This is a genomic window from Halomonas sp. M1 (assembly GCF_029581375.1).
Classification (GTDB): Bacteria; Pseudomonadota; Gammaproteobacteria; order Pseudomonadales; family Halomonadaceae; genus Vreelandella.
In genome coordinates, this window is record NZ_CP121119.1 from 2,841,672 (window position 1) to 2,866,322 (window position 24,651).

Genomic DNA, 24,651 nt, shown 5'->3' on the forward strand with positions numbered 1-24,651 from the left:
TATTTAGGAGTTTGTTATGGCACGTGCTAGCGCCCGTCATATTTTGGTAAGCAGTGAAGAGCAGTGCAACGCACTGAAACAAGAGATTGAAAACGGCCGTGATTTTGCGGACGTGGCCAAAGAGCACTCAAGCTGCCCTTCCGGCCGCCAGGGCGGCGATTTGGGTAGCTTTGGCCCCGGCCAAATGGTGCCTGAATTCGACAAGGTTGTATTCAGCGGTGAAGTGAACAAGGTACACGGACCGGTACAAACCCAGTTCGGTTACCACCTGTTGGAAATCACCAGCCGCAGCTAATGGCGCCGAGCGCCCGTTAAGCACCGTGGTGGCAACGCCACGGTGTGAGGAGCACGCCTTGAACGACCCCATTATTACCATCGAAGGCTTGAACAAAACCTACGAAGGTGGCTTTCAAGCGCTTACCCGCGTGGATTTAACCATCCAGCGCGGCGAAATTTTTGCCCTGCTAGGCCCTAATGGCGCTGGTAAAACCACCTTAATCAGTCTGGTGTGCGGGCTCGTTAACCCCACTGAAGGCAGTGTGGTAGTGGATGGTTTCGACAGCGTGAGCCATTACCGCCAAGCCCGTGAGCGTATCGGCCTAGTGCCTCAAGAACTCACCAACGAAGCGTTTGAAACGGTGTGGAACACCGTCAGTTTTAGCCGTGGCCTGTTTGGCAAACCGCCGAACCCTGATCATATTGAAAAGGTGCTTAAGTCGTTAGCGCTGTGGGATAAGCGCAATAACCGCCTGATGACGCTCTCCGGTGGTATGAAGCGCCGGGTGCTGATCGCTAAAGCACTCTCCCACGAGCCACGCATTCTATTTCTGGATGAGCCTACTGCCGGGGTAGATGTTGAGCTTCGCCGCGATATGTGGAACGTTGTGCGCGGGCTTAGGGATAACGGCGTTACGATTATTCTCACCACCCACTACATCGAAGAAGCCGAAGAGATGGCCGACCGCATCGGCGTCATCAATCGCGGTGAAATAGTGCTGGTGGAAGAGAAAGCGGCGCTAATGAAAAAGCTCGGCAGTAAGCAGTTAACGCTACACCTGCACACGCCGCTTACCACGCTGCCTGCCTCCCTTGCCCAAGAAGAGCTCAGCTTAGCAGCGGATGGCTATGAGCTGGTGTACACCTACGAGAGCCGCAAGGAGGAGCAGCCGGGAGAGCCGCCAGAGGGCCGGGGAATTTCAACGCTACTGGCGCAGCTGGAAAAAGAGGGCATTGGCTTTAAAGACCTACACACCCGGCAGAGTTCACTGGAAGATATTTTCGTCGACCTCGTCAAGGAGCGCTCATGAACCTCTACCCCGTTCGCGCCATTTATATGGCTGAAATGGCGCGCACCCGGCGTACGCTGCTGCAAAGCATTGTCTCGCCGGTGATCTCAACCTCGCTCTACTTTGTGGTGTTCGGGGCGGCGATTGGCTCGCGCATCAGCGAGATTAATGGGGTCAGCTACGGCGCCTTTATCGTGCCAGGGCTTATTATGCTCATGCTGCTCACCCAGAGCGTATCGAACGCCTCCTTCGGAATTTTCTTTCCCAAGTTTTCGGGCAGTATTTATGAAATTTTATCGGCACCTATCTCTTACTTAGAAATAGTGGTGGGTTACGTGGGGGCTGCGGCGTCTAAGTCGATTCTTCTGGGGCTGATTATTCTCGCTACCTCGGGCCTATTTGTGCCGCTGGAGATCGCCCACCCTATCTGGATGCTCACCTTTCTGGTGCTTACCGCCGTCACGTTCAGCTTGCTAGGTTTTATCATCGGTATCTGGGCCGATGGCTTCGACAAGCTACAGCTGGTGCCGCTGCTGGTGATTACCCCGCTGACGTTTCTGGGCGGCAGCTTTTACTCCATTGATATGCTGCCGCCGTTTTGGCAAACCGTCACCCTGGCGAACCCCGTGGTCTATTTGGTGAGTGGTTTCCGCTGGAGCTTCTACGGTATTAGCGACGTTAGTCTTGGCGCCAGCGTGGCGATGATTCTGCTGTTCTTAGCCGCCAGCCTTGCCATTATTGCCTGGATTTTCCGCACCGGTTACCGCTTAAAACCCTAGTGTTTTAAGCTATTCGTTTTCTGTTTCTTCGCTTTCTGCTTAAAAGGTAACTCCCGCTTATGCCGCTACTGCAAAGCACCGTGCTTCGCCTGGAACCGTCGCTAGATGGCGAGCGCTTAACCGTTACGGCACCGCCAGCTGAAACCCCCAGCGCCAGTGACGATCCAACGATGACAAGCCTGGTGAACGCGTTAAACGACACCTACAACACCAAAGCTAAAGGGTGGGGGCGATTTGCCGAACAGGGCGAGCAGGCCGGGCCATTGGTGGCCTGGCTGCGGGATTACATGGCCGGTGAGCAAGACTTTACCCAGTTTTCTATCGCCATGGCCGAGCGCCTAGCGCAAACGCTGCAAGAGCAGCTCTCTGTCAGTGGCTACCTGGTCGTTGCTCACCTGCGCCAGGGCGACACCGAAACCCTGTTTTTAGGCTTGGTGCACCAGCGGGAAGGCATTGGCATTAATGAGACGCACCATGCGGTGCCCGCCGCCCAGCTCAATACCCGCCAGCTAACCCTGGCGGCACGGGTAAACCTTACCCAGTGGCAGAGTGATTCCGAAAGCGCCCAGTATGTGTCGTTTTTAAAAGATCGCGGCGGCAAAAAGCTCGCCGATGGCTTAATCGCACTGTTCGGGATGGAAGAGGGCATTGATGCCCCCGCAGAAACCCGTACGCTGCTGAAAGCCTTCAGCGACTACGTGGAAAAAGAGGATTTTGATGACGAGGCCAGCCGGGAAAAAACCGACACGCTAGTCGACTACGCCAACGAGCAGCTGCGCCGCGGCGAGCCAATGACCTTAGAAGAGCTTTCAGGGCTGGTAGACGAAAAGCAGCCCAAAGCGTTTTACGACCATATCCGCAACGCCGACTACGGCCTTTCCCCGGAGATACCGCCGGATAAACGCACCATCAGCCAGTTCCGCCGTTTTACCGGCCGCGCCGGGGGCGTTTCCATCAGCTTTGACTCCCACCTGCTGGGTTCCAGCATCGAGTACGATGAACATCAAGATCGCCTGATCATCAAGCAAGTGCCCAAGCAGCTAAAAGAGCAGTTGGCTAAGCGTAAGGAGTGAGGGGAAAGTAGTGAAGGTTGGAGTGTTGACGGGGGGACTGTGGTGCGTAGCGCGGCACTAACTGCGGTGGTAGAAGTCGTAAGATAAGGTTTTACAACAGGAGAAACAGCGTGCTGGTTGCTATCACTAACTTCTTCCAACGGGCGCTGGCGGAGCCAGAGCAGCGTGAAAATCGAACCATTACATTAGAACTAGCCACCGCGGCGCTGCTGTGCGAAGTGATGCGCGCCGACTATGACCAAAGTGACGCCGAACGCGCCGCGCTCAAACAGATGTTAACCACCCGTTACCAGCTAAGCGACAGCGAAGTGACCGAGTTAATGGCGCTGGCGGAAGCAGAGGTGGATGATGCGGTGGATCACTACCAGTTTGTCAGCCTAATTAAGCAGCACTACGGCTACGACCAGCGCTGCGAGCTGGTGGCATTAATGTGGCAGCTGGCCTGGGCAGATGGCAGTATCGACCCGCTTGAAGAGCACCGCATACGTCGGCTGGCAGACCTTTTACATGTGAGCCACGGTGATTTTATTCGTACCAAGCTGCAGGCAAAAAAGCCGTGTGCCGCCGATGAGTGATGCCCAAGATAAGGCCACCCGCTTAACTGATCTAGTTGACGCCCTGGAGCAAATAGCGCGCGAAACGCCAGCGGTCAGCGAAGATCAACTTAGTGGATCAACATAGCAATTCAACATAGCAACTCAACGTAGCAGCTCAACGACCAGATCATTTAACTGCTGGTGAAATTGGCCGCCCGGAGAAGGGGGCGTTGGGTCGGACGTAATCACCACGGTCATTTCCCGCTCTGGAATGACATAGAGCGCCTGACCACCGTAGCCCCTGCCGTAATACACCGGCACATCCGCAAGCGTCGTAATAAACCACCCGAAGCCGTAACCATCCCCTGTCCATGGGGATTGGCCTCTGGGTGTCCACGAGTCTTCAACCCAGCCTTCCGGCAGCACCCGCTGGCCCACTCCGCTGTCATCGACGACCATGCCATCATTACGATACAGCTCGCCGATCTCTATAAGCGCCCTGGGTGAAAGCTGCATATCATTGCCGCCAAAGTAGATGCCCTGGGGGTCGCGCAGCCAGGGGGGTATCGCAATGTTCAGCGGCTCCCCCAGCAAACGCTGCGCAAGGGCGTGAGTGGTTTCGCCACTTGCCTGGGTGAGTGCCGCAGAAAGCAAATGGCTAGTGCCCGTGGAGTAGAGCATGCGCCCACCGGGTTCATCCACAAACGGGCGGGAGAGTGCGTTATTCACCCAATTGTTGCTGGCGACCCAAGCGCTGTAGTTGCTGCCGGAAGTACGCTCTAACCCCGCCTGCTGGGCCAGCAGGTGCGCCACGGTAATCTCATTCACCTGCGGGTCAGCGCCGTTGGGTAGCGAGCCTAACATCGCCACCAAGGTTTGCTCGGTAGACTCGATCGCTCCCGCCTCAATGGCTGCGCCGGTAATGGCCGCCAGCACGGTTTTGGAAAGCGATTTGATATTGGTAGGTGCAGCGACGCCCGGGCCACCCTGATGCAGTTCGTGAACAATACTGCCCTGGTGAGCAACGACCACCGCATGCACACGGTCTAGTGCCGCCGTTTTCTGGTCGAGCGTGACTAGCGCACTGGTACTAGGTGCGTCAGCCGTTGCGCTAGCGCTAAAAAGCAGTGAGATAGCGGCACAGAAAATCAGTAGCACAGGTAAACGCATAGCAGCACCTTGGCAAAGAGCGGTGGCAGATGGGTAAAGAACAAGCAAAGGTTCGAGGCTAAGATACAGGAGAGGTTCAATCACGAAGTGATGGGGGCATTATGCAAATTGATCAAAAGCCTGCTAGGCTTGAATTGTTCGCTTTAAGGTAAGCAACCCTTTGATTTCTCTAAAACGCAAAAAGCAAGGAGTGCCGTTATGCGTAGCATTATTTACATCGTAGGTTTAGTGGTGGTAGTTCTGTTTGTTCTATCGATGCTTGGCCTGCGTTAATCCAGCACGCCCCGACGTAGCAAAGCGCCTGCAGGTAATTGGCTTCAACTAGCCCCTGCGGGCGCTTTGTATTTTTAAATATCTTTTTTCAAATCACTGGTTTTAAAGCAGTGATTTCAAAACCGCCAGTGTCACGTACTGGCAAGCAGCAAGCGCTACGCGCAGTCTGCGGCCCCTTGGCCAAACATATCGAACATCATCTCTCGCCCCATAGCCGTTAATACCAAACGGTGGTAATCGTTAAATTCCGCGGCACCGCTCTCTTCAAGCACCTGCTGGCAAGCCTGCCAGTGGTTATGCTGCGCGCTTAGCTGGTTAAGCTCGCGCTGGGTAAGGCCGCGCTGGGGCAGAGTGAGGGTTTCAAGTACGTGGCCGCTGTCGTAAAGCAGCTCGGCAACGGTAGAAAGACAGTGACGCAGGCTGCGCTGCACATGGTAAGCGGCCGTAGCGACTTGGGGTGCGGGCTGAAACACCGGGGAAGGCATAAATGTTCTCCTGCAAACAGGACCAAAACGGGCTTGTTGCAGTGCATTATAAAGCAATGAGGGTGTTAGACCAAGGTCTACATTCGAGATGTGCGTTAAGCTGTCATTTACATGCGGTAACTATTGAATGCTTAAAAGTTTTCTTTAATGTTTAAGTTTAGGGTTTAATAGTCGATAACTTTAAATTATAGATCGACATTCAACAGATAAGCAGCGTCAAGATAGTAGAGGGCGTTTTAAAAAAGGACGGTATTGTATGGCTACCATTTCATCACTCGGCATTGGCTCTGGGCTAGACTTGAACGGCTTACTGGATCAGCTGCAGGAAGCTGAGCGAGGCAAGCTCGAACCCATAGAGCGTCAACTGGAAACCCAGCAAACCAAAATTTCCGCTTACGGCCAGCTACAAAGCTCCCTTGCTCAGTTTCAAAGCGCCTCCGCCGCGTTAAACGATAGTGCGCTGTATGAAAGCCTTTCCACCAACGTAGGCGGTAGTGCCGTTACCGCCGCTGCAGACGGTGAAGCGCAGCCCGGCAACTACAACGTAACGGTTGACCGATTGGCGAGCGCTGGCACGCTCGCGACAAATTCGGTCGCTGATCCTGAAGCTTCTCGCACTGATACAGATCGTACCTTAACCTTACAGTTCGCCGGTGATGACCAGCCAAGTGTGCCGGTGCAGATTGCTGCTGGAAGCTCCCTTGAATATATTCGCGATGCGATAAATGCGACCGAAGATAGCGGTGTGTCTGCCTCGATTATCTTTGATGGTGAAGAGTATCGTTTAGCGCTGAACTCTACCCAAACCGGTGAAGCAGCTTCCGTATCTGGCCTTGAATGGGATGGTGCTGACAACCCTCTAGCGGCTGATGTCATTCAAGCGGGTCGAGATGCCTCGTTAAATGTTAACGGCATCGCGATTACCAGCCCTACCAATCAAGTGGAAGGCGCTATCCAAGGCGTAACGCTTAACCTGCAAGAAGAGGGCAGCAGCACCATTGCCGTAGAGCAAGACACCCGCGCCGTGCGTGAAGCCGTTACCAGCTTTGTGGATGCCTATAACGACCTAAAAAGCACCATGGGTGAGCTAACCAGCTTTAACCCAGAGACAGGTGAAGCAGGCGAGCTAAACGGTGACAGTGCTACCCGCTCGGTGGAGTCCCGCCTGCGCAGCGTACTCAGTGGCGGTGTGGAAGGCCAGTTCTCCATGCTGAGCGATATTGGTATTTCGCTACAGCGGGATGGCACGCTTGAAATTGATGATGGTGCGCTGGATGACGCCATTGCCAATAACCAAGACGCGCTTTCGACGTTTTTTGCCGGTGATTCAGCTGAAACCGGCATGGCCGGCCAATTGAACCAAACCATTGAGCAGCTGCTAAGCCCCAATGGTGCCGTCACCGGAGCCATCACTGGTGCTGAAAACCGCTCTGAATCATTGGTTGAGCGTTACACACGTATGGAGCAATCCATAGAGCAAACTATCTCCCGCTACCGTACCCAGTTTGGTCAGTTGGATGGCATGATCGCCCAGATGAACCAAACCAGCGATTACCTCACCCAGCAGTTTGATGCACTGGATGCCCAGCTAGGCCGTAGTTAACAATCGGTCGTGATGCCCTAAAACGCCTGCGCCAAGCAGGCGTTTTTGTTAGATAACCCTCCCGCCTTCTTTGAAAGCTCGAAAAAGCGCTAAAGTTATGCGCTGTTCTGTCGATAAAGATAGTATCTATTTTATGGGGGCGCTGAGTATCACTGCGCGCGCCCGTTCGGTTGTTTAAAAATGGCTTATTTAAATTAGCCATGGTTTAGCTTTTGCACTGAGGAAATCCCGCATGGCGACAATAACCTCTCTTGGCGTTGGTTCTGGCCTTGACCTAACAGGGCTGCTTGATCAGCTTCAGGAAGCCGAGCGGGGCAAACTTGCGCCGATTACGCTTCAGAAAAAACAGCAGCAGGCGAAAATTTCCGCGTTTGGCCAGCTGCAAACGTCGCTGAATGCGTTTCAAGACTCAGTTGCGAAAATTAACGACCCCAAACTGTACCAAAGCCTTTCCGCCAGCGTGCGGGGCGATGCCGTTAAAGCCACCACCACTGCCAGCGCACTGCCCGGCAGCTACCGGGTGGAAGTGACCCAGCTTGCCACCTCCGGCACGCTGGCCTCTAGCCGGGTAGATAAACGCGACGCAGCGCTAAACCTGCAAGGCGCTACGGCGCTGCAGCTCAATTTTGGTAGCGGCGATTCTGTCGACATCGACATTGCCCCCGGCAGCAGCCTTTCCGCGATTCGTGATGCTATTAACGCCAACAAAGGAGTTGGTGTTAACGCCACCATCATCAACGACGGCCAAGGTTACAGGCTGGCGCTAAGCTCTAAAGAGACAGGGGCCGATGCCTCCATTGATGGCTTTAGTTTTATCGATGCTGACAAGCAGCCAGTGACGGGCCCCTTCGCGGAAGATACAGATACCAAACGTGCTGGTGAAAACGCGGCTCTAACGGTAAACGGCATTACCATTAGCAGCGCCAAAAATCAGATTGAAGGCGCGATTCAAGGAGTAACGCTCAACCTCTCTGAACTCAGTATTGCCGATGGTGAAACCGCCACCAGCACTATTAACGTAGAGCGTGATACGCTAAAGCAGCGCGAGGCCATTAACGGCTTTGTAAAAGCCTATAACGACTTAAAAAGTACTATCGGCAAACTCACTAGCTTTAGTGGTGACAGTGAAACCGCTGGCGAGTTAGTGGGCGATAGCACCGTGCGCACCATTGAAAGCCGTCTGCGTAGCGTGCTCACCAGTGGCGTTGAGGGGGGCGAGCTTTCAACCCTCAACCAGCTTGGTATTACCCTACAGCGGGATGGCACGCTGAAGGTTGATGACACTAAGTTAAACGACCTAGTGGCTAATAACCCCCAAGCATTAAGCGACTTTTTTGCCGGTGAGAAAAAAGGCAGTGGGCTGGCAGGCAAACTAGGCACCAGCATTGAACAACTGCTGGGCAATAACGGCGTTGTTAAACTGGCAATAAGCGGCGCAGAAAACCGCGTGAAAAGCCTAGACGACCGTTTTGAGCGCATGGAAAAAAGCATTGAAGGCACCATTATCCGCTACCGAAGGCAGTTCAGCCAGCTAGATGGCATGATTGCCCAGATGAACAGCATGAGCGACTACCTGACTCAGCAGTTCGACGCGCTAGATAACCAGTTAGGCCGTAGAAGAAGGTAAACCCATCGCAGTTAACCTCAGTAAAAACCTAAAAGGCGGCCCAGGCTGCCTTTTCTCATTTTTCAGTTACTATTTTTTACATCTTTTTTTACCACTTCCCCTAAAGATTCCCCTCATCAAGCCGTTATCTATAACAACGGCACATACAGTGGCCGAAAAGCAGGCCTTCTAGGCCAGTGTCCCAGCAAGGAGAATCACCATGTCAGTGATCAATACCAACATCACATCGATGATCGGCCAGCAAAATCTGCAGAAGAGCCAGAACGCGTTGACCACGTCCATGGAGCGCCTGAGCTCTGGCTTGCGTATCAACAGCGCCAAGGATGATGCGGCAGGCCAAGCCATCGCTAACCGCTTCACCGCGCAGATTACCGGCCTTAACCAAGCCAGCCGTAACGCCAACGACGGTATCTCCATCGCGCAGACCGCTGAAGGCTCGCTGAACCAAATCAACGACAACCTGCAGCGTATCCGTGAACTGACTGTTCAGGCCGCTAACGGCACCAACAGCGCCACCGACCGTCAGTCTATCCAAGACGAAGTTAACCAGCGTTTGGCTGAAATTGACCGTATTTCTGAAGAAACCGACTTCAACGGCATTCGTGTACTGTCTGAAGATGCTGACTCATTGCGCATCCAGGTGGGTGCTAACGATGGCCAGACCATCGATATTAACCTGCGCACCATCAACGCCGAAGCCCTAGGCCTGGCAGATTTTGACGTGCGTGCTGCTGTCGCGCCTGAGCTAAGCGAAGATGCTGTTACCGAAATTACTACTGGTGATGACATTGCTGGCTTCGCGGCTACCACTACGTTTGCGGACGATGTCACTATTGCAGGTGGTAATGTTACCTTGCCTGCTGATCCTGCGAACTTTGGTGCAGTCAGTGGTTCTGTGGATACTGTAACCTTTACACAGTTTGTTACAAATAGTGTTGGTGAATTGTTTGCTCAAGTAGAAATCACTGGCTCTGACAGCGCTGGTGATCCTGCGACTGCAACAGCTTTTGTGGCTATCAGCGCTTCGAATATCAGTGCGGGCGGCACCGTTGACCTCACTGGTGGCACGTTTGTAGATGAAGCTGCTGCAGAAAACACTGTAGGTGAAGGTGTGACTGCTGCCTCTACTTCCGCTCTGACTTTCTCCTTCGAGTACACGCAAAACTTCGATAACGAGCCTGCTGGCACTATCGATTTCGTTGAGCGTGATGGTGAGTTGTTCATCCGTCAGGTGGATGGCGATGAGACCAACCTGTTTGCAGTAAGTGCGAGCGCGATCACTGCAAGCGGTACCGTAACATTTGACTTTGACGGCGCTGAGGCTGCTTTCACAGCAACAACGGTAAACATCACTGAAGACGCTTCCATCCAAGGCACTCTGCGTGAGGTACTGGATTCAGACGGTGAAGGTACTAACCAGTTTGTTGACGACCGTGGCGACGACGGCCTGTTTTTGGTTAACGTTAGCGATGGCGGCACCGCTACCGTAGCAGAAGCTGCAGTAGCAGGCGGTGACCCGGTAGAAGTTCGCTTCGGCGGTATCGATGGTGAAACCCTGTTCGCTCAAGTTGAAGTTGACGGCGAAATGCAGAACTTTGCGGTGACCGGCAATGCAACCGACGGCTACGAAGTGGATCTTGAAAGCGGTGCAATCGCTGTAGACGCCACTGAAAACCCGCTGGCAGCACTCGACGCGGCCCTGCAAGATATCGACAACCTACGCTCTGAGCTGGGTGCGGTGCAGAACCGTTTTGAAGACGCCATCACCAACTTGGATACCAACAGCACCAACCTTTCTGCCGCACGTTCGCGCATCGAAGATGCCGACTACGCAATGGAAGTGGCTGATATGACCCGCGCGCAGATTCTGCAGCAGGCAGGTACTTCCGTACTGGCACAGGCCAACCAGATTCCGCAGAACGTTCTTTCTCTGCTGGGTTAATATAAGGCTTAGCCGCAAGGCTGAAGCAGTAATATATAACGGGGCCGAAAGGCCCCGTTTTTATTTTAAAGTAGGATGTTATTATTATGGATAAAACAGGGCGGCCCCAGAATACAATGAGAGAGATACTCAGCAGAAATAATTTTAAAGGGCTACGAGTGAAGATGTTGAGCCAGTATGATGACGACGTAATTGACGGTCTTTATTATGCTGCGTGTCAGGCTGAGTCCCACATCAAGAAGCAAAGTCTTGCTGAACTAGATAGCCTGAAAAATGACAATAATATGCCGGATTCAGATCGAAATGAGCTTGAACTATTTTTAGTTGACGATAATTTTGAGGCAGAATTGATTCGGAAAATTTCTGAAGAAATGGTTATTGCTGCTTTATATAAAACAGTTGAGATAGTTATAAAACGAATGTTAGCCGTTAGTGGCCTTTTTTCAGAAAATGAGGTGCGTAGTTTTTTCAGGATAAAAGAGCTGAAGAGACTGGCTGGCGAGAGAGTGGCTAATTTAGAAGAACTGCCCGGTTTTTCTAGTTACGACGAGCTTAGGTGCATAAATAATTGTATCAAGCATTCAGGTAAGGTTAGTGACGAGTTATCAAATTTTTCGGGATGGAGTAAAAATGAAAAAATTGAGTATTTCTGGGAGCATTACTTAAGAATAAAGCCGGGTGTAAGAAAGTTTGTAACTTCTTTGTCAATAAAGATAATAGAAAAGATGTGAGCTACTCATAGTGTTCAAAAGTAGTTGTAGCTGGTGTTAAAGCATCAGCTTAATGATCCACCTTGTGTTTAGTTTCTGCAGTCAAGTTTTTTCAAGCTGAGAGACTGGTGCTTTTCCATATAAAGCAGGTCGTCATTTATAAAGGGGCCAAAGGTTAGGCCTGATTCTGGAATATATATCATGCCAGGTGCTCGCGATTAAATGCCTTCAAACTCTTCTTCAAACAGGCGAATGGAGGTGTTGATGATGTCGTTATCAGGCAGGCCATCGCGTAATAGGCAGCTTTCTGACCATACCCCGTCATCATCTGGCATAAAGCATGGAATGCGCTTTTGTGTTTGCTTGGCCATTAATACCATTTTTTTTACCACGTAATACGAGTGAGTGGCCATAAATACCTGAATGCCTTGCTTGGCTAAAAGGCCCAAAATATCCAACAGTTTAATAATAGCGGTAGGGTGTAAAGCGGATTCCGGCTCATCGATGAAGATCACCGGATTAGGGCTCAGAAAGCGGTTATCTAGCAGCGTATCCAATATGGCAATTTTTTTAATGCCTTCGGCAGTTCCATGGATCGAGTATTTAGCGTGGCCTTGTTTGTAAATCCACTGGTTGTCTTCAAATACCACTTTCCCTTGAAATATGGCCTCCAGCATAGAACGTGACTGGGAAAAACTGTCGTAATTTCGGCCTTTTTGCGGCTGGTTTTGTAGCGCTAAAACAAGGTCTGAATAGGTCGCATCGTAGCCGAAGGTACGGTCTTGTAGCGCACTTTTGAGGATAATATTCCACAGCGAGAGCACTTCCTTTGGGGGCAAAAAGATAGTGTTATCGTTGCGTGGTGACAGCGTGTTTTTGCTAGGTTTCACCTGTTTGCTGGTGGTGGCACTGAACTCTACTGCAAGCTGGCCGCCATCTTGCATTTTGGTGGCGAGTTTTAGGCGGTTCTGTTTGCCTTTCTTCACTAAATCGCCTAGGTGGTCTGTTTGGAATGTCCAGTACAGCTTATCGCTGAGCACCTCATAAAATTCGCGATTGTCATCGCCTCGGCCATGTTCTTCCTGTGAGCGGATAACGGTGTAAAGCAGTTTCAGTAACCACGTTTTACCGCTGCTATTTTTGCCGATGATAAGGTTAAGGTTGCTAAAGCCCTCGGTATTGAACGAGGTAACGGGGCCAAAATCGTTCAATTCGCAGGTTGCGATCATGTGAGGTGCCTCTTTTAGCATTCTGATGTAGCAGAATTTACGTCGTTGCGGCGTTAATCACAAGGTGGTGGGCATTTCGCATTAGGTGGTTTTAGTAAGCAAAAAGGGCCAACCAAAAGATGCTTGGCCGCTGTTCATGTTTTGTGTGCTGCCAAGGTACAGTGTGATGGTTTAAACGCCAAGCTGTGGCCTGTTTTGGTGGTTACTGTGCTGTTGATAAACCCGCACCACGGGTAAACTGATGCAAAGATAAAAGCGTAAGACAACAAGGAGATTGGCGTGGCGATACGACCCCAGCAGCAGGGTGCAACCCCTTCCGGTAAAGCGGTAAACGCAGTAGTAGAGTTGCTTAATCGCGGAGAGGCGGCCCAAGCAGAACAGCGGCTGCAAGACCTGCGCAAGCGCCACCCAAAGGATGGCCAGCTAATGGGGCTGCTGGCCAATGCCCTGCAAAAGCAGGATAAGCTGGATGAAGCACTAGCGATGTATCGTCAGGCGCGGCAATCGGGTGCTCACCAAGTGAATATGTTGGTAGATTATGCCCAGTGCTTAAACCGACAGGGCGAGCGTGATGAAGCTTTTGAGGTGATTGAGCAGGTGCTGGCTAAGGCACCGCAGTATGCCGATGGGTGGATTGTCAAAGGCGATATTCTGCGCGATACCCACTGTCTTTCCCAAGCAGCTCAGGCGTACCGGCAGGCTCAGGAGGCTAACCCTCAGAGCTGGCGGCTGTATTTAAGCATGGGTCACTTGGTGACCTTTGCGCCAGAAGACCCAGTGTTTGAGGTGCTGGGGAGCCGCCTTGAAAAAGCGACACGCGGAGATATTGCTCTTCAGGCTAAAGAGCACGCGAATCTGCATTTTATTTTGGGTAAGGCGTTTCTTGACGTAGGGGATGATGCCCAGGCATTTGAGCAGTTTACCCACGCAAACGCGTTGATGGATAACAGCCTGCCGCCTATTCGCGCCGAGTTAGAGCGCCGGTTGGGCTTTACGCGCCGCTACTTTACCCCAGCGCTATTTGAGGCATTAGCACCCTATGGGGTGCAATCGCGCCCGCAGTTGATTGTGGCGGGCATGTCGCGTTCGGGGAAAAGCCTAGTAGAGTCCCTTTTTCGTGGTGTGAAAGGTGTCTCATTGGCGGGTGAGGAGTTAGTCCTGGGCGAGTACACCGAGGAACTGTTAGCCCCTTTAGAAAAGCGCCTGCCCGACTACCTTGCCCAGCTAACGCCACAGCGGTTGGCGCAGGATGCCAAAGGTTACATCGAGCGATTAAACCCCGGCGATGACATTAAAATTACCACCGTGCCGGGGGATCTCTGGTACTTGGGCCTTGTGGGTCTGTGGGCGCCTAATGTGCCGATTATCTTCTGTGTGCGTAATTTATTGGATCTGGGTGTGACCGGCTATTTCCACCAGTATTTAGTTCCTGAAGGCTACCGTTATAGCTATGACCAGCACCAGCTAGGTAGGCAAATCGCCTGTTCGGAAAAGGTGATGGACCACTGGGCACAAGTGCTGCCAAACCCTGTTTACTTAGTGGATTACGAAGCGTTAACCCGTGACCCGGAAGGGGTGATGAATAACCTCTTGGCGGATTTAGGACTGGAGCGAGAAACAGCCTACGCGGAGGCCGTTGGGCAAAATGCCGATATGCTCGACCAGATTAGCCCGATTGTTTCCACGGATGCGCCCATGCCGGTCACTGAACGGTTTATTGGCATTGGCGAGCGTTTTCGCCAGTACCTAGGCCCCATGGTTGAAGGGTATAAAACCATTGCTGATGCGTTTCCGCGCTACGACCCGCCCGCTACCTTTCCGCAGCCATTGCCAAACGTGCTAGTGCAAGACGATGATGCGCAAGCGCGCCCCAGCGATGAAGTGACGTTTGATTGGCAGCTGCCTGAGCGCATTGTAGCGCTGGATAACGGCGCGAAACTCTTACATGCCAATGTAGAGGCGCTGATGGCGTTGGAGGCATTTAGTATTGTGGCCTTTGACCCGTTAAGCAAAGTGACCCTTCCTGAGTCGCTTCACGATCATCCTAATGTACAGTGTTTCCCTCACGCGTTGTTAGGTAGCGGGCAACAGGGCACACTTTACGCCTGCTTAGACCCCGCTTTTAGCGGTACCTTGGCGCCGCAAGGCGAACAAGCCAGCACTCATGCCTTACAGGTTTCGCCACACAGCGGCGCACAGGTGCTTGCACGTTTGCCTATTCAAACCATTGCGCTGGATGCCATTGAAGGGCTGCCAAGCGTTGATTGGCTGCTGTTGGATAATCGCCATGACAGTTTGGCGACGTTGAACCATGGCGAGAAAGCATTGGGCGAGGTGTTGGCGATTCAAACGCAGGTTAGTTTTCAGCCCACAAGGGAACGCGAGCCAAACCTAGCAGAGCTTAGCCATTGGGCTGCGCGTAACGGGCTGCGTTTCCATCGCCTGCTAGACCTTGATTACGAACAGGCGATGACTTCACATAACGATGTGATAACTCAGCCTGACTCAACGCGTTTGAAAACTGGCTATGCCCTGTTTTTGCCAAGCGAAGAGCGCTTGCAAACTATGAACGACGTGCAGCGGCTTAAACTGGCGTTCCTGTTAGATACGGTCTACCACATTCATGATATGACGTATGAGCTATTACGCCAGATAGGTGGAGAGCTAGGGGAGCGCTATTTAAAAGCCCGGGGTTATTTCGATAAGCGGAAGGGAGGGCCAGCCTCTGAGGCGCTGGCGGCGGTGCGTGAGGCGCTGGCCCAAGGGCGTGGCGAGGCGCATTTGCCAACGCTGAAGCAGTGGGCTAAGCAATACCCGCGCGACCCGGAAGTGCGTGCCCTTCGCGGGGAAGTGGCATCGTGGAATGGTCAGCACGACGTGGCGCTCTCGCAGCTCAACAAGGCCATTGATTTAGCCCCTGACTCGCTGTCTATTCGTCGGCGTAGTGTTGAGGTGCTAGTGCGAGCGGGCCTGTGGTGGGAAGCTTACTTAGTGATGCAAGCGCTGCACGCCTGCAGCCCTGCCCCTGAAGCGTTGGCATCGTTGTGGCCTGCGGTAATGGCAGCTTACCCGCAAGCAGCAGAACCGCACACCTCTGCGGTGTTGCAACAGCTTGAACAGATAGATGAGCCGCTGACGTTAACCTATAAAGCGTGCCTGCTGGCTCAGCTAGAAGGCGGTGCAAAGGCGCTAGAACCCCATCGTCAAGCTGAAGCTGCGCTAATGGCTGATACCCCTGCCTGGGTGCGGGCAGAGGTGTTCTTTCGTTTGGCGAAAACGTTACAAGCAGCGAATCAGGTTGAAGAAGCGGCCAAGGCTTGCTGGCAGGCGCTATCAGTTCGACCTGCGACCTTTGTCACCCAGTCTGCCCAGCGGCTGTTGAGCGCTTTGTTAGTGGAAGCGAAAGGCGAACTGACGCCGTTTGCCAAGCTGCATGCGCGTCTGCGCGAGCTGAAAAAAACGCATAAAGGCAGTGTGCCTATGGCAGAGTTCGACCTGCTGCGCCAGGGGCTTTCAGCAGCATGGTTGCCTGGCAGTCGGCCAACGGAGGAGCGCTTAGCGGCGTATGAGTTAGCCTCCTATTTGCCCGAAAATGCCAGAGCGCTGGATATTAACGCCGAACAGGGCTGCTTATTGCTAGGGTTAGCTGAACAGTTAAGCCATGCCGAAGGGCTGGGGATGTCTGATTTTCAGCAAGCGCTATGTGAGGCGCTTGGCCAAGCGTTGGATCTGCCTCCAGTAGTGACCAGTAGCGCAAACATTGATCATTTTAAACCGCGCAAAAAAGCCTACGACCTTATTTTGGCCTGTGGTGCCCATCGCCAAAAAGGGCTTTCGAGCAGTGCGCTGGGCGAGTCGCTTTGGTCGCTCTGCGCCGCCGGTGGCATTGTACTGCTAGAGAGCAGTGGAATACGCCAAGCTAATCAGGTGGAGCCCAGCTTTGCTGACCATGCCGGTCGTATAGCGAGTGCCGGGTTTGAGGTTGAGCACGTAGGACACCTTTGCGACGACGGCGTCAACTATCGTGAGTTTTGGGTGTTACGTAAGCCAGCATAGTGACTCTAGCTGAATTTGTTTATACGGCGCTCAAGGGTGCCGTTATTTATTAGGTAATACGCCAATGAATGCGCAAGAGCATCAAAAAATTATTGAAGAACTCCAGGCCCTTATCGACGACACCCAGGCCACGCTTACCCGTTTTGAAGAAACCGGTATGGATAAGGAAATGCCAGAGGATTATAACAAGCTGTTGGAAATTTTAGATGGTGCGGTGAAACAGCAGCGGGAGCATACTCTGGCGATGCTGGCTCACGCTAATCTTTAAGTGCGGTGAAATATGCTGCCATTCCTTTGCTAATCACCCATTCACTCGCCAACCGGCGATGCTACGCTAAGTTTTTTAATCCACAGAAATTAGCTTTTAAGCTGGTTTCATAGGGAGTGCCGTGAAGCCAACCACCACTACCATTTCTGCTTTAGAGGTCGTTAACGACCTGATCCCGAAGCTGAACACGGTCGAACATCATATTGAGCAGATGATTAACGCGGTGCTTGAGGCTAGCTCAGTGCCTAACCAGATTGAACGCTATAGCAAGCTTCAAGCGGAGTTTCAGCTTGAACTCACCATGATTCGTATGAATTTGGAACATTTGTTAAAACGCTACCGTAATGAGTTAAAAACAGTAATGAACGACCCGCGCCAGGATGTGCTGCTTACGTTAGATGCGTATGAAGCCACCGCCATTGAAAATGCAAAACAGCTGTATCGTCGTGTGCAGACGCTACAAACCCAAGGGGTAACATGACGCCTGATGATCACCAGCGCGTGATTGACGAGCTTCAAACGCTTATCGACGAAACGCAGCAAACGTTAACCCGTTTTGAAGCCACGGGCATGGATGAAGAGCTGGGCAGCGGATTACGAAAAGCTTCTGGAGATATTAGATAACGCCATTAAACAACAGCGCGAGCAAACGAAGGCGCTGCTGTTGGTATGAGATTGCTTCGTCGTTGCACTCCTCGCAAAGACAAGAGGATCAATTCTGCGTTTCTGCACGCAGCTTTTCAACTTCTTCAACCGACAATTCTGCAATCTCAGCGATCAGCTGATCATTCATTTCGGTACGGGCAATTAACTTGCGGGCGGCATTACGTTTATTTTCCAGTACACGCTCTTCTGCTTCTCGCAAGGTTTCCTGACGGCCTTTTTCTATCCATTGCTCAGGCCATTTCTTAATCCTTTCTGCCAGCATGTCATGCACCTCGTGTAAATCTTGTAAATCCGTAAAGTCAGGCAGCTCCATCTCAGGCACTCGGCTAGGTAACAGCACTCGGCGTATCCACACCACAAACGCTCGCCTTAGGCCCGTTTGCTCTGGGGCTTTAAGCCACTCCACCAACGTGCCAAGCACTGCCAGCATGTCTTGCTCATCACGGTTGTGTTCCAACCGAAAGAGTGCCGCCGCGACGTTGCGCATTTGATCCGACCAAGCGGGGTCGCTGACAATCGCGCCCTCATCAAGAAGCAAATAGGCCAAGTTTGGTCGGTAGCGCTCAAGGCCGCCCGGTACCCGTTCGACAAGATCCGCTACATTTTGTGCCGCTTTCCAACGCTTCTCTCCATTATAGAGCACAACGGGCAATACCGGTGGCAGCTTGCCACTAGGGGTAAAGGCGTGTTGACGAATTAAGTCCTGATACAGCAGCCCCAGGTACGTCATTATCCGCACGGCCATGTGCGCATCTTCGGAAGATTGGAACTCTAATAGCAAGTAGACGTAAAGCCAATCATCACCCCAGCGTACCCGCCAAATAATATCATCCTCACGATCACGCAGATCCTCGGTGACGTAAGAGCCACTCACCTTTTCCAGCGTCGAGAAATCAAGCTGCTCGACCCACGCTTCCTTGACGAAGCCCGTCAGCAGGTCTTTGACCATCTCGGGATGCGAGAACAGTAATTTGTAGCTGTGGTCGTGACGATTGTGGATGTTAGGGGGCATGCACGCTCCTGTCTCAATACGTTTAACGTTACCACAACACGCCCTATCCCAAGCCATGCGATAGCGCCTCCGCTGGATCGTTAAGTAGCCCAAGGAGCCTGCATCCCTGATGGGGGTAGGTTTTTATACCCTACTTCGCCATTAGGTTATATTGTGCCTAAGCGCGCTTTGCTTTGACGTTTACTAAAGTTATGGTTGGTTAGGCCGTAAATTAAGTATCGTTATGCATCTCATGGAAGAAAAGCAGCGCTCTGGCCGTTATCAATACCAATCTCACCTCATTAATTAGCCAGCAAAAACTGGGTAAATCTAAAAATGCGCTGGCGACCAGGCACCGCACTATTGGCCGGTGCTGAGCGTTGAGGTAATACCGAGGGGCACTCGGAAATTCACGCCTGTGGAGTTTGTATAAGACCAGCAATGCCAGGGCATTGAAGGCAACGGACAACGAAGCAGGAACCAGGGAGGTAACAACCTGGGAATCCGCCGCTATAATCTCTGATTTAGTGGTCGGTGCATGTCAAGATCGCGTACAAAGCCTACAGCAAAGCCCTTAACAGGTCAGTAATGACCCCTGGAGCGCATTCAAACGCGGCGTTAGCACTCAAAACGCAAATACGCGACATTCACGTACTCATTGAACCTGCAGAGCAGTACGGGCTGGGTGCTGAGGAGCCAGAAGGTTACCAAGCACTTTTAGATATTTTGGATAGTCCATCAAGCAGATGATGCTGTTTGTTCTGTGGTGCAGCTTTCTAGTGAGTAAGTTTCAGGCAAGTGACTTGGTGTATTATATTTTTTTGATGTATCTCACTATTGGGTTCGGTAAACATGGCATGCTGAACCCATCACTATAAACCGAAGGGAATCGGCGGTGGATACCTTGGCATTAACACTCGTGATTGCGATTGCGGCGATTTGGTTCAGCCTGAACTGTGGCTTGTTGGTAGTGTATATGCTGTTGAAAGGGGATGTGGTGGGTGGAAGCTCCCTCGTTTCTCAGCGCTCAGCACCTTTGAACGAGGAGCACGCTAATCCAGAAACCCCGGTGCTTGTGGATGAGAACGCCAGTGCGTGGGGGCTGTTTGTGATGTTTGATGCCCCTACTATTGCCAGCAACGAGCGCTTAAGCAGCGTGCTTGCGTCATCCGGTGCGGTGTATGAGAGCAGCAGTAGAACGTTCACCCTGGCAGGTGACTCCCCGCGCAACCCACTACTTATCTCTAACGCTTACCCGCCGGGCACTTTGCCTTCATTTAACCAAGATAATGGCGACTTTCCGGTGAAAGGCGTGACGGTGAAGTTGGCAAAAGAGCTTGCGCGAATTGGCGGCAAGGTGGTGGATGCGGAAAAGCAACCGATAACGGAAGCAGGGTTTAAAGCCGTTATCGCTGGTAAGGCAAAGGTTTAACCTTGCGTTGATGAATCGGTTTTCTGCGGCTCAGCGGGTTCTGTATAAAGGGGCGTTAGCGGCACTCTTTCGATTTTATAAAGGGTGAGGTTATGCCCTATTTTGCAACGTCATGTATGAGAGGCTGCCCTTAATAAGGAAGAGAGTGGGGTGCATTAAGTCATCACAAAACTAGCTATATAAAGCCCTTATCAGAAAGGCTCTTCATGCCCATTGTGTCTAACCTGCTCGTTGATCCCTCTGCGTTAAATGCTGTTCAAGGTCATTACATACCCCACTTAGTGCTCCTGTCATGGGTGATCGCCCTTGCGGCCTGCTACACCGGTTTGGATATTATTAAATTAGTGGGTAAGGCCCAGCGGTCAAGCTGGCGGCGAATATGGCTGCTAGCAGGCGCCAGCGTAATGGGGTTGGGCGTTTGGAGTATGCATTTTATTGGCATGCACGCCTATCGGTTGGATTTCCCCGTCTCCCATGCGCCGCTTCTCACGGCGCTCTCTATTTTGCCAGCGATACTGGGTAGTTTAGGGGCCATGACCGTGCTCTCCCGGGAGGCCCTGCCCCACCGCGCGGTGGTGTGGGCTGGAGCAGGGCTTGGGCTGGGTATTGGCATTATGCACTACACCGGCATGGCCGCTATGCAACTGCCTGCCACCCTTTACTACGCGGTTGACCTCTTTCTGCTCTCATTAGCCGTGGCCGTAGGGCTGGGGGTGCTCACCGTTTATGCCTATCGTCTATGCCGCCAGGAGTGGGGCATGCAGCGTTCGCGACGCTGCGCATTTGTCGCCGCGCTGTGTGCTTCATTGGCTATTTGTGGGATGCACTACGTGGCCATGCGGGCGGCGTGGTTTGTGCCTCAAGTGGGTGCGCACACAGAAGAGGCCGTTGAGCATGCAGGCCTCATTTACCTGATTGGCGGTATGGCGCTGTTCATTGCTTTACTCACGTTGACGGCAAGCTGGGTGCGGCGGCGTTTAGATGCCAGCGAGCGTCACGAACACATGACCCGGACGCGCTTATTGGAGGTGCTTTCTGCACTGCAGGACGGGGTTGTGCTGTTTGATCATAGCGCTCGCATTCGCCTTTGCAACGCCGCGTTTGAACGCTTGTTAGGACTTGATGCTGAGCACTCCCTCGGCTTTTCTCTGCGTCAGCTTGCTTACAGTGATGATAGCCACTCGCTGAATACGCAAATTCAACACTCCCTTGCCTCCCGGGGGGAGTGGCGAGGGTTAATTCAGGCGCGCCACCGCGATGGCCGGCGCTTTCCAGCGTGGCTTAGTGTTAGCCGAGTCACTTACGCAGACAGTGATGAGTGGGACTATGTGGCCCTGCTAAGCGACCGCACCGAAGAGCATCAGGCCGCGCAGCGCATCCGCTATTTGGCGTACCACGATTCGCTAACAGAGCTGCCTAATCGCCGTGCGCTACAGGAGCGGTTAGCGGAGCGTGGGCACTCCAGCGCCGCGCCGCATAGATTAGCGCTGTTAGTACTGTTCGATATTGACCGCTTTAAAGTGCTTAACGATAGCGTCGGCCAAGATGTGGGGGATGAACTGTTGCGCCAGTTGGCACAGCGGCTGCAGCAAGGGGCTGGCCCAGGCCAGTTTGTGGCGCGTTTGGATGGCAATGAGTTTGCGCTGCTTACATCGCTTCCCCTTACATCGATGGAAATCGCCGAACAGGCCGCGCGACGTTTGACCGATGAGCGCTTAGCGACGCTTACCGCTGACTATCAGCTACACGGGCACACCTACCCCTGCCGCTTTAACGTGGGAATGTTGATTTTCTCACCGAAACAGCAGGAGGGCGCTGCACTGCTGTTTAAGCGCGCAGGATTGGCGCTGGTGGAAGCGAAGCGCCAGCGTGACGGAAAACCGAGCCTGTTTTGCACCGCCTTTGAACGCGAACTAGAGGAGCGGCATACGCTTGAGCGTGAGCTTCGCTATGCCATCGGCCACGGCGAGCTTCTCCTTCACCTTCAGCCCCAGGTAGATGCTAATGGGCGTGTGCAGGGTGCCGAAGCATTAGTACGCTGGCAACACCCAACGCGGGGACAGATGTCGCCGGGGAGTTTTATCCCTATCGCAGAAGAGACCGGTTTGATTCTGCCGTTGGGGCACTGGGTGCTTAGGGAGGGCTGCCGGATATTAGGTGAATGGCAGCATGACCCACATTATCGGGACATTAAGCTTTCCATCAATGTGAGCGTTCGGCAGTTTCAGCAGCCTGACTTTGTCGATCAGGTTATTGCTGCAATGAATCAGTTCACGGCGCCTGCGAAGCTTCTCACGCTGGAACTCACCGAATCGCTGCTGCTCAGCGACCCGGCAGGCACTATTGCCAAGATGTCCCAGTTACGCAGGTTGGGGGTACGTTTTGCACTAGATGATTTTGGCACAGGGTACTCGTCCCTGGCTTACTTAAAGTCGTTGCCGCTGGATACGCTTAAAATTGATATCGCCTTTGTGCGCGATTTAACGCGGGATATGCAGGCCACGCCCATTGCAGCCACCATTATCGCCTTAGCGAAAAGCTTAAACCTGTCGGTGATTGCCGAAGGGGTAGAAACCGAAGAGCAGCGAGAGGTGCTAGCCGGGCTGGGGTGTAGCGCTTATCAAGGCTATCTGTTTGGGCGTCCGGTGCCTATTGAGCATTTTAATCCTGCCCTGTTCAGTGCTAAATGCGCCGATAGTTCAATACGTTAGTATGAGGTTTTCTTAACCTATTGCAGTCACAAAATGATAAAATGCGTAACAAAAATGCATGCTTATGGTGCTTAGGAAGGACTACTGAATGGACGCAATGCTTCAGGACGGCTCCAATAAAATCGCTGAATTAGCCCTGCTCAAACGCTATCGGGCAGTGTTTATGCAATCCCGCGAAGCCATTCTATTTTTTAGGCACGGACGTATTATTGACGCTAACCCTTCTGCGTTGGCGCTCTTGGCTATTGAAGATCGTGCCCAGTTGCCAGCGTTGGATATCCTCTGTTTCTCACCGCCAACACAGCCCAATGGCCAGTGCAGTGAAGCGCTGGGCAATGCCTATATTCAGCAAGCGTTTAGCCAGAGCGAAGTGGCGCTGGAGTGGTGGCTTCGCGACCTCAATGGTAGGGAGTTTCCGGCGGATATTATGCTTTACCGGCTTAAACTGCCGGATGGCGTTGTCTTACAGGCCACGATTCGCGACATCAGCGAGCGTGAGGCTCAGCGTAATGCGCTGTTACAGCGAGAGAAAGACCTGCTTGATGTGCACCGTATTGCCCAGATAGGTAATTGGGTGTCGGATTTTGAGAGCGGCGAGATACGCTGGTGCGAGCAGGTCTATCACATCTTTGGCCGCCCCAGTGATGAGCCGATAACCCACGATCTATTTCTACTGGCAGTGCACCCGGATGACCGGGAGCGGGTGCAGGCAGCGTTTAATAGCGCCATGCGAGGGGCGCCTTATGAGGTGATACACCGCATTGTGCGCCCGGATGGGCAGGAGCGCACGGTTCATGAGCGGGGCCAGATAGAGTTCGACCCACACGGTCGGGCACTTAGGATGCTAGGCTCCGTGCAGGATATAACCGAGCAAACCAACCTTGAGAATAACTTGCGCCGTTTAGTGGCGATTCTCGACAGCACCTCCGACCTCATCACGATGCATGGCCCTGACGGCGCCATGCTGTATATGAACAACGCCGGACGGCGCTTTCACGGCCTGCCCACCACGTGTATGAAAAAAGGCGACGATCTACAGTGCGGTTGGCAGCGTTATGGCTTGCCTGAGGAGACAGGCAGTCTTTCAGCGACCATCCGCCGCTTTCATCCAGAGTGGGCGGCGCAGCGTATTGAGCAGGAGGCCATGCCAACCGCTCTGCGCGACGGCCTTTGGCAAGGCGAGACGGCGCTGTTAACCCCTTATGGTGAGGAAGTGCCTGTCTCTCAGGTTATTATTGTTCATTACGATGATAGTGGCCGGGTCGCTCAGACATCCTCGATGATCCGCGATATTTCCGCGCAAAAACGCCTAGAGGCGCAGCTTGCGCACAGTGCTGTTACCGACCACCTGACGGGTATTTACAATCGTAAACGTTTTGATGAGGAAGTCGATAAAGCCCTCGCGAGGCGGCGGCGTAGTGGGGTTAACACGGCGCTGATCTTGCTGGATATTGACCACTTTAAGTTAGTCAACGATACCTACGGCCACGATGTGGGCGACCAGGTGCTGATTGACATCACTCGGCTACTTCAGCGGCACCTGCGGGTGCAAGACTTGCTTGCCCGCTGGGGTGGTGAGGAGTTCGTCATGCTGTTGCCGGATACGACCCTCGCTGATGGGTGCCAGCTAGCGGAGCGCTTACGGCAGTTAATCGCTGAGCACACTTTTAGCGCAGGAACGATTACGGCTAGTTTAGGCGTTACCCTGTTACATGCTGACGATAACCCTTCCCAGTGTATTAAGCGGCTGGATCTCGCCCTGTATCAAGCAAAGCGTGCTGGGCGCAACCAGGTGGTCGAAGCGGTGGTGTGAG

At 52.8% G+C, this 24,651-nt stretch carries 21 protein-coding genes; 17 read left to right on the forward strand and 4 right to left on the reverse strand.

Translation table 11 applies throughout. The annotated features are described in order from the left end of the window. Window positions 1–16 precede the first annotated feature (16 nt). From P8S54_RS13130 to P8S54_RS13150, 5 genes are all read left to right on the forward strand, one after another. The gene (locus P8S54_RS13130; protein ID WP_281442084.1) at window positions 17–295 is read left to right on the forward strand and encodes a peptidylprolyl isomerase; all 279 of its coding nucleotides are present in this window, start codon (window positions 17–19) and stop codon (window positions 293–295) included. A gap of 58 nt (window positions 296–353) precedes the next feature. Further along, the gene (locus tag P8S54_RS13135; protein ID WP_009100936.1) at window positions 354–1,307 is read left to right on the forward strand and encodes an ABC transporter ATP-binding protein; all 954 of its coding nucleotides are present in this window, start codon (window positions 354–356) and stop codon (window positions 1,305–1,307) included. After that, window positions 1,304–2,065, forward strand: coding sequence for an ABC transporter permease (locus P8S54_RS13140; protein ID WP_105208824.1), 762 nt, complete (start codon window positions 1,304–1,306; stop codon window positions 2,063–2,065). Before P8S54_RS13135 ends, P8S54_RS13140 begins: the two co-directional genes overlap by 4 nt. A 59-nt stretch (window positions 2,066–2,124) precedes the next feature. Then, the gene (locus tag P8S54_RS13145; protein WP_281442085.1) at window positions 2,125–3,138 is read left to right on the forward strand and encodes a nucleoid-associated protein; all 1,014 of its coding nucleotides are present in this window, start codon (window positions 2,125–2,127) and stop codon (window positions 3,136–3,138) included. A 110-nt stretch (window positions 3,139–3,248) separates the two neighbouring features. Continuing rightward, entirely contained in the window at window positions 3,249–3,713 is a 465-nt protein-coding gene (locus P8S54_RS13150; RefSeq protein WP_281442086.1) for a TerB family tellurite resistance protein, read from the forward strand. A 123-nt stretch (window positions 3,714–3,836) separates the two neighbouring features. Here P8S54_RS13150 and P8S54_RS13155 read toward each other — a convergent pair whose 3' ends face one another. Together P8S54_RS13155 and P8S54_RS13160 are read right to left on the reverse strand one after the other, a co-directional pair. After that, complete coding sequence (locus P8S54_RS13155; protein WP_281442087.1) at window positions 3,837–4,844, reverse strand: serine hydrolase; 1,008 nt, start codon at window positions 4,842–4,844, stop codon at window positions 3,837–3,839. Window positions 4,845–5,272: 428 nt separating this feature from the next. After that, on the reverse strand, window positions 5,273–5,602 hold the full coding sequence (locus tag P8S54_RS13160; protein ID WP_281442088.1) for a hypothetical protein: 330 nt from the start codon (window positions 5,600–5,602) through the stop codon (window positions 5,273–5,275). Window positions 5,603–5,858: 256 nt separating this feature from the next. Here P8S54_RS13160 and fliD (P8S54_RS13165) point away from each other — a divergent pair, with 256 nt between their 5' ends. The 4 genes from fliD (P8S54_RS13165) (at window position 5,859) to P8S54_RS13180 (ending at window position 11,505) form a co-directional block, all read left to right on the forward strand. Continuing rightward, window positions 5,859–7,205 (forward strand): flagellar filament capping protein FliD, encoded by a 1,347-nt coding sequence (gene fliD, locus P8S54_RS13165; RefSeq protein WP_281442089.1) that lies wholly within the window; start codon window positions 5,859–5,861, stop codon window positions 7,203–7,205. Window positions 7,206–7,437: 232 nt separating this feature from the next. Beyond that, window positions 7,438–8,832: a flagellar filament capping protein FliD gene (gene fliD, locus P8S54_RS13170; RefSeq protein ID WP_281442090.1), complete on the forward strand. Its 1,395-nt coding sequence runs from the start codon at window positions 7,438–7,440 to the stop codon at window positions 8,830–8,832. 199 nt (window positions 8,833–9,031) lie between these two features. After that, the gene (locus tag P8S54_RS13175) at window positions 9,032–10,774 is read left to right on the forward strand and encodes a flagellin (protein ID WP_281442091.1); all 1,743 of its coding nucleotides are present in this window, start codon (window positions 9,032–9,034) and stop codon (window positions 10,772–10,774) included. 86 nt (window positions 10,775–10,860) lie between these two features. After that, window positions 10,861–11,505 (forward strand): hypothetical protein, encoded by a 645-nt coding sequence (locus tag P8S54_RS13180; protein WP_281442092.1) that lies wholly within the window; start codon window positions 10,861–10,863, stop codon window positions 11,503–11,505. Window positions 11,506–11,702: 197 nt separating this feature from the next. Here the strand turns inward: P8S54_RS13180 and P8S54_RS13185 are convergent, their stop codons facing one another. Then, window positions 11,703–12,713 carry an AAA family ATPase gene (locus P8S54_RS13185; protein ID WP_281442093.1) on the reverse strand — a complete coding sequence of 337 codons (1,011 nt, stop codon included), beginning with the start codon at window positions 12,711–12,713 and terminating at the stop codon, window positions 11,703–11,705. 279 nt (window positions 12,714–12,992) lie between these two features. Between P8S54_RS13185 and P8S54_RS13190 the strand changes: the two genes are divergently transcribed. From P8S54_RS13190 to P8S54_RS13205, 4 genes are all read left to right on the forward strand, one after another. After that, on the forward strand, window positions 12,993–16,769 hold the full coding sequence (locus tag P8S54_RS13190; protein WP_281442094.1) for a sulfotransferase: 3,777 nt from the start codon (window positions 12,993–12,995) through the stop codon (window positions 16,767–16,769). Between the two features lie 64 nt (window positions 16,770–16,833). Then, on the forward strand, window positions 16,834–17,037 hold the full coding sequence (locus P8S54_RS13195) for a hypothetical protein (protein WP_281442095.1): 204 nt from the start codon (window positions 16,834–16,836) through the stop codon (window positions 17,035–17,037). 121 nt (window positions 17,038–17,158) lie between these two features. Further along, a complete protein-coding gene (locus P8S54_RS13200; RefSeq protein ID WP_281442096.1) occupies window positions 17,159–17,518 on the forward strand; it encodes a hypothetical protein in 360 nt (119 codons plus the stop codon). After that, window positions 17,515–17,661 (forward strand): hypothetical protein, encoded by a 147-nt coding sequence (locus P8S54_RS13205; protein ID WP_281442097.1) that lies wholly within the window; start codon window positions 17,515–17,517, stop codon window positions 17,659–17,661. The genes P8S54_RS13200 and P8S54_RS13205 overlap by 4 nt, the downstream gene beginning before the upstream one ends. Window positions 17,662–17,749: 88 nt before the next feature. On the opposite strand, the gene P8S54_RS13210 is transcribed toward P8S54_RS13205, so the two are convergent. Next, window positions 17,750–18,715 carry an Rpn family recombination-promoting nuclease/putative transposase gene (locus P8S54_RS13210; protein ID WP_281442098.1) on the reverse strand — a complete coding sequence of 322 codons (966 nt, stop codon included), beginning with the start codon at window positions 18,713–18,715 and terminating at the stop codon, window positions 17,750–17,752. Window positions 18,716–19,282: 567 nt separating this feature from the next. On the opposite strand from P8S54_RS13210, the gene P8S54_RS13215 reads away from it, so the two are divergent. The 4 genes from P8S54_RS13215 (at window position 19,283) to P8S54_RS13230 (ending at window position 24,650) form a co-directional block, all read left to right on the forward strand. Continuing rightward, window positions 19,283–19,444, forward strand: a complete 162-nt coding sequence (locus tag P8S54_RS13215; RefSeq protein WP_281442099.1) for a hypothetical protein — start codon at window positions 19,283–19,285, stop codon at window positions 19,442–19,444. A gap of 145 nt (window positions 19,445–19,589) precedes the next feature. Further along, window positions 19,590–20,126: a hypothetical protein gene (locus P8S54_RS13220; protein WP_281442100.1), complete on the forward strand. Its 537-nt coding sequence runs from the start codon at window positions 19,590–19,592 to the stop codon at window positions 20,124–20,126. Between the two features lie 206 nt (window positions 20,127–20,332). Further along, the gene (locus P8S54_RS13225) at window positions 20,333–22,837 is read left to right on the forward strand and encodes an EAL domain-containing protein (RefSeq protein ID WP_281442101.1); all 2,505 of its coding nucleotides are present in this window, start codon (window positions 20,333–20,335) and stop codon (window positions 22,835–22,837) included. 88 nt (window positions 22,838–22,925) lie between these two features. Beyond that, entirely contained in the window at window positions 22,926–24,650 is a 1,725-nt protein-coding gene (locus P8S54_RS13230; RefSeq protein ID WP_281442102.1) for a diguanylate cyclase, read from the forward strand. The last annotated feature ends 1 nt before the right edge of the window (window position 24,651 follow it).

Coding starts and splice junctions, on each gene's coding strand:
- P8S54_RS13140 (WP_105208824.1), top strand. CDS start 1,304: ATGAACCTCTACCCCGTTCGCGCCATTTATATGGCTGAAATGGCGCGC.
- P8S54_RS13185 (WP_281442093.1), bottom strand. CDS start 12,713: ATGATCGCAACCTGCGAATTGAACGATTTTGGCCCCGTTACCTCGTTC.
- P8S54_RS13205 (WP_281442097.1), top strand. CDS start 17,515: ATGACGCCTGATGATCACCAGCGCGTGATTGACGAGCTTCAAACGCTT.
- P8S54_RS13160 (WP_281442088.1), bottom strand. CDS start 5,602: ATGCCTTCCCCGGTGTTTCAGCCCGCACCCCAAGTCGCTACGGCCGCT.
- P8S54_RS13175 (WP_281442091.1), top strand. CDS start 9,032: ATGTCAGTGATCAATACCAACATCACATCGATGATCGGCCAGCAAAAT.
- P8S54_RS13145 (WP_281442085.1), top strand. CDS start 2,125: ATGCCGCTACTGCAAAGCACCGTGCTTCGCCTGGAACCGTCGCTAGAT.
- P8S54_RS13230 (WP_281442102.1), top strand. CDS start 22,926: ATGGACGCAATGCTTCAGGACGGCTCCAATAAAATCGCTGAATTAGCC.
- P8S54_RS13215 (WP_281442099.1), top strand. CDS start 19,283: ATGACCCCTGGAGCGCATTCAAACGCGGCGTTAGCACTCAAAACGCAA.
- fliD (WP_281442090.1), top strand. CDS start 7,438: ATGGCGACAATAACCTCTCTTGGCGTTGGTTCTGGCCTTGACCTAACA.
- P8S54_RS13195 (WP_281442095.1), top strand. CDS start 16,834: ATGAATGCGCAAGAGCATCAAAAAATTATTGAAGAACTCCAGGCCCTT.
- P8S54_RS13155 (WP_281442087.1), bottom strand. CDS start 4,844: ATGCGTTTACCTGTGCTACTGATTTTCTGTGCCGCTATCTCACTGCTT.
- P8S54_RS13180 (WP_281442092.1), top strand. CDS start 10,861: ATGGATAAAACAGGGCGGCCCCAGAATACAATGAGAGAGATACTCAGC.
- fliD (WP_281442089.1), top strand. CDS start 5,859: ATGGCTACCATTTCATCACTCGGCATTGGCTCTGGGCTAGACTTGAAC.
- P8S54_RS13210 (WP_281442098.1), bottom strand. CDS start 18,715: ATGCCCCCTAACATCCACAATCGTCACGACCACAGCTACAAATTACTG.
- P8S54_RS13225 (WP_281442101.1), top strand. CDS start 20,333: ATGCCCATTGTGTCTAACCTGCTCGTTGATCCCTCTGCGTTAAATGCT.
- P8S54_RS13130 (WP_281442084.1), top strand. CDS start 17: ATGGCACGTGCTAGCGCCCGTCATATTTTGGTAAGCAGTGAAGAGCAG.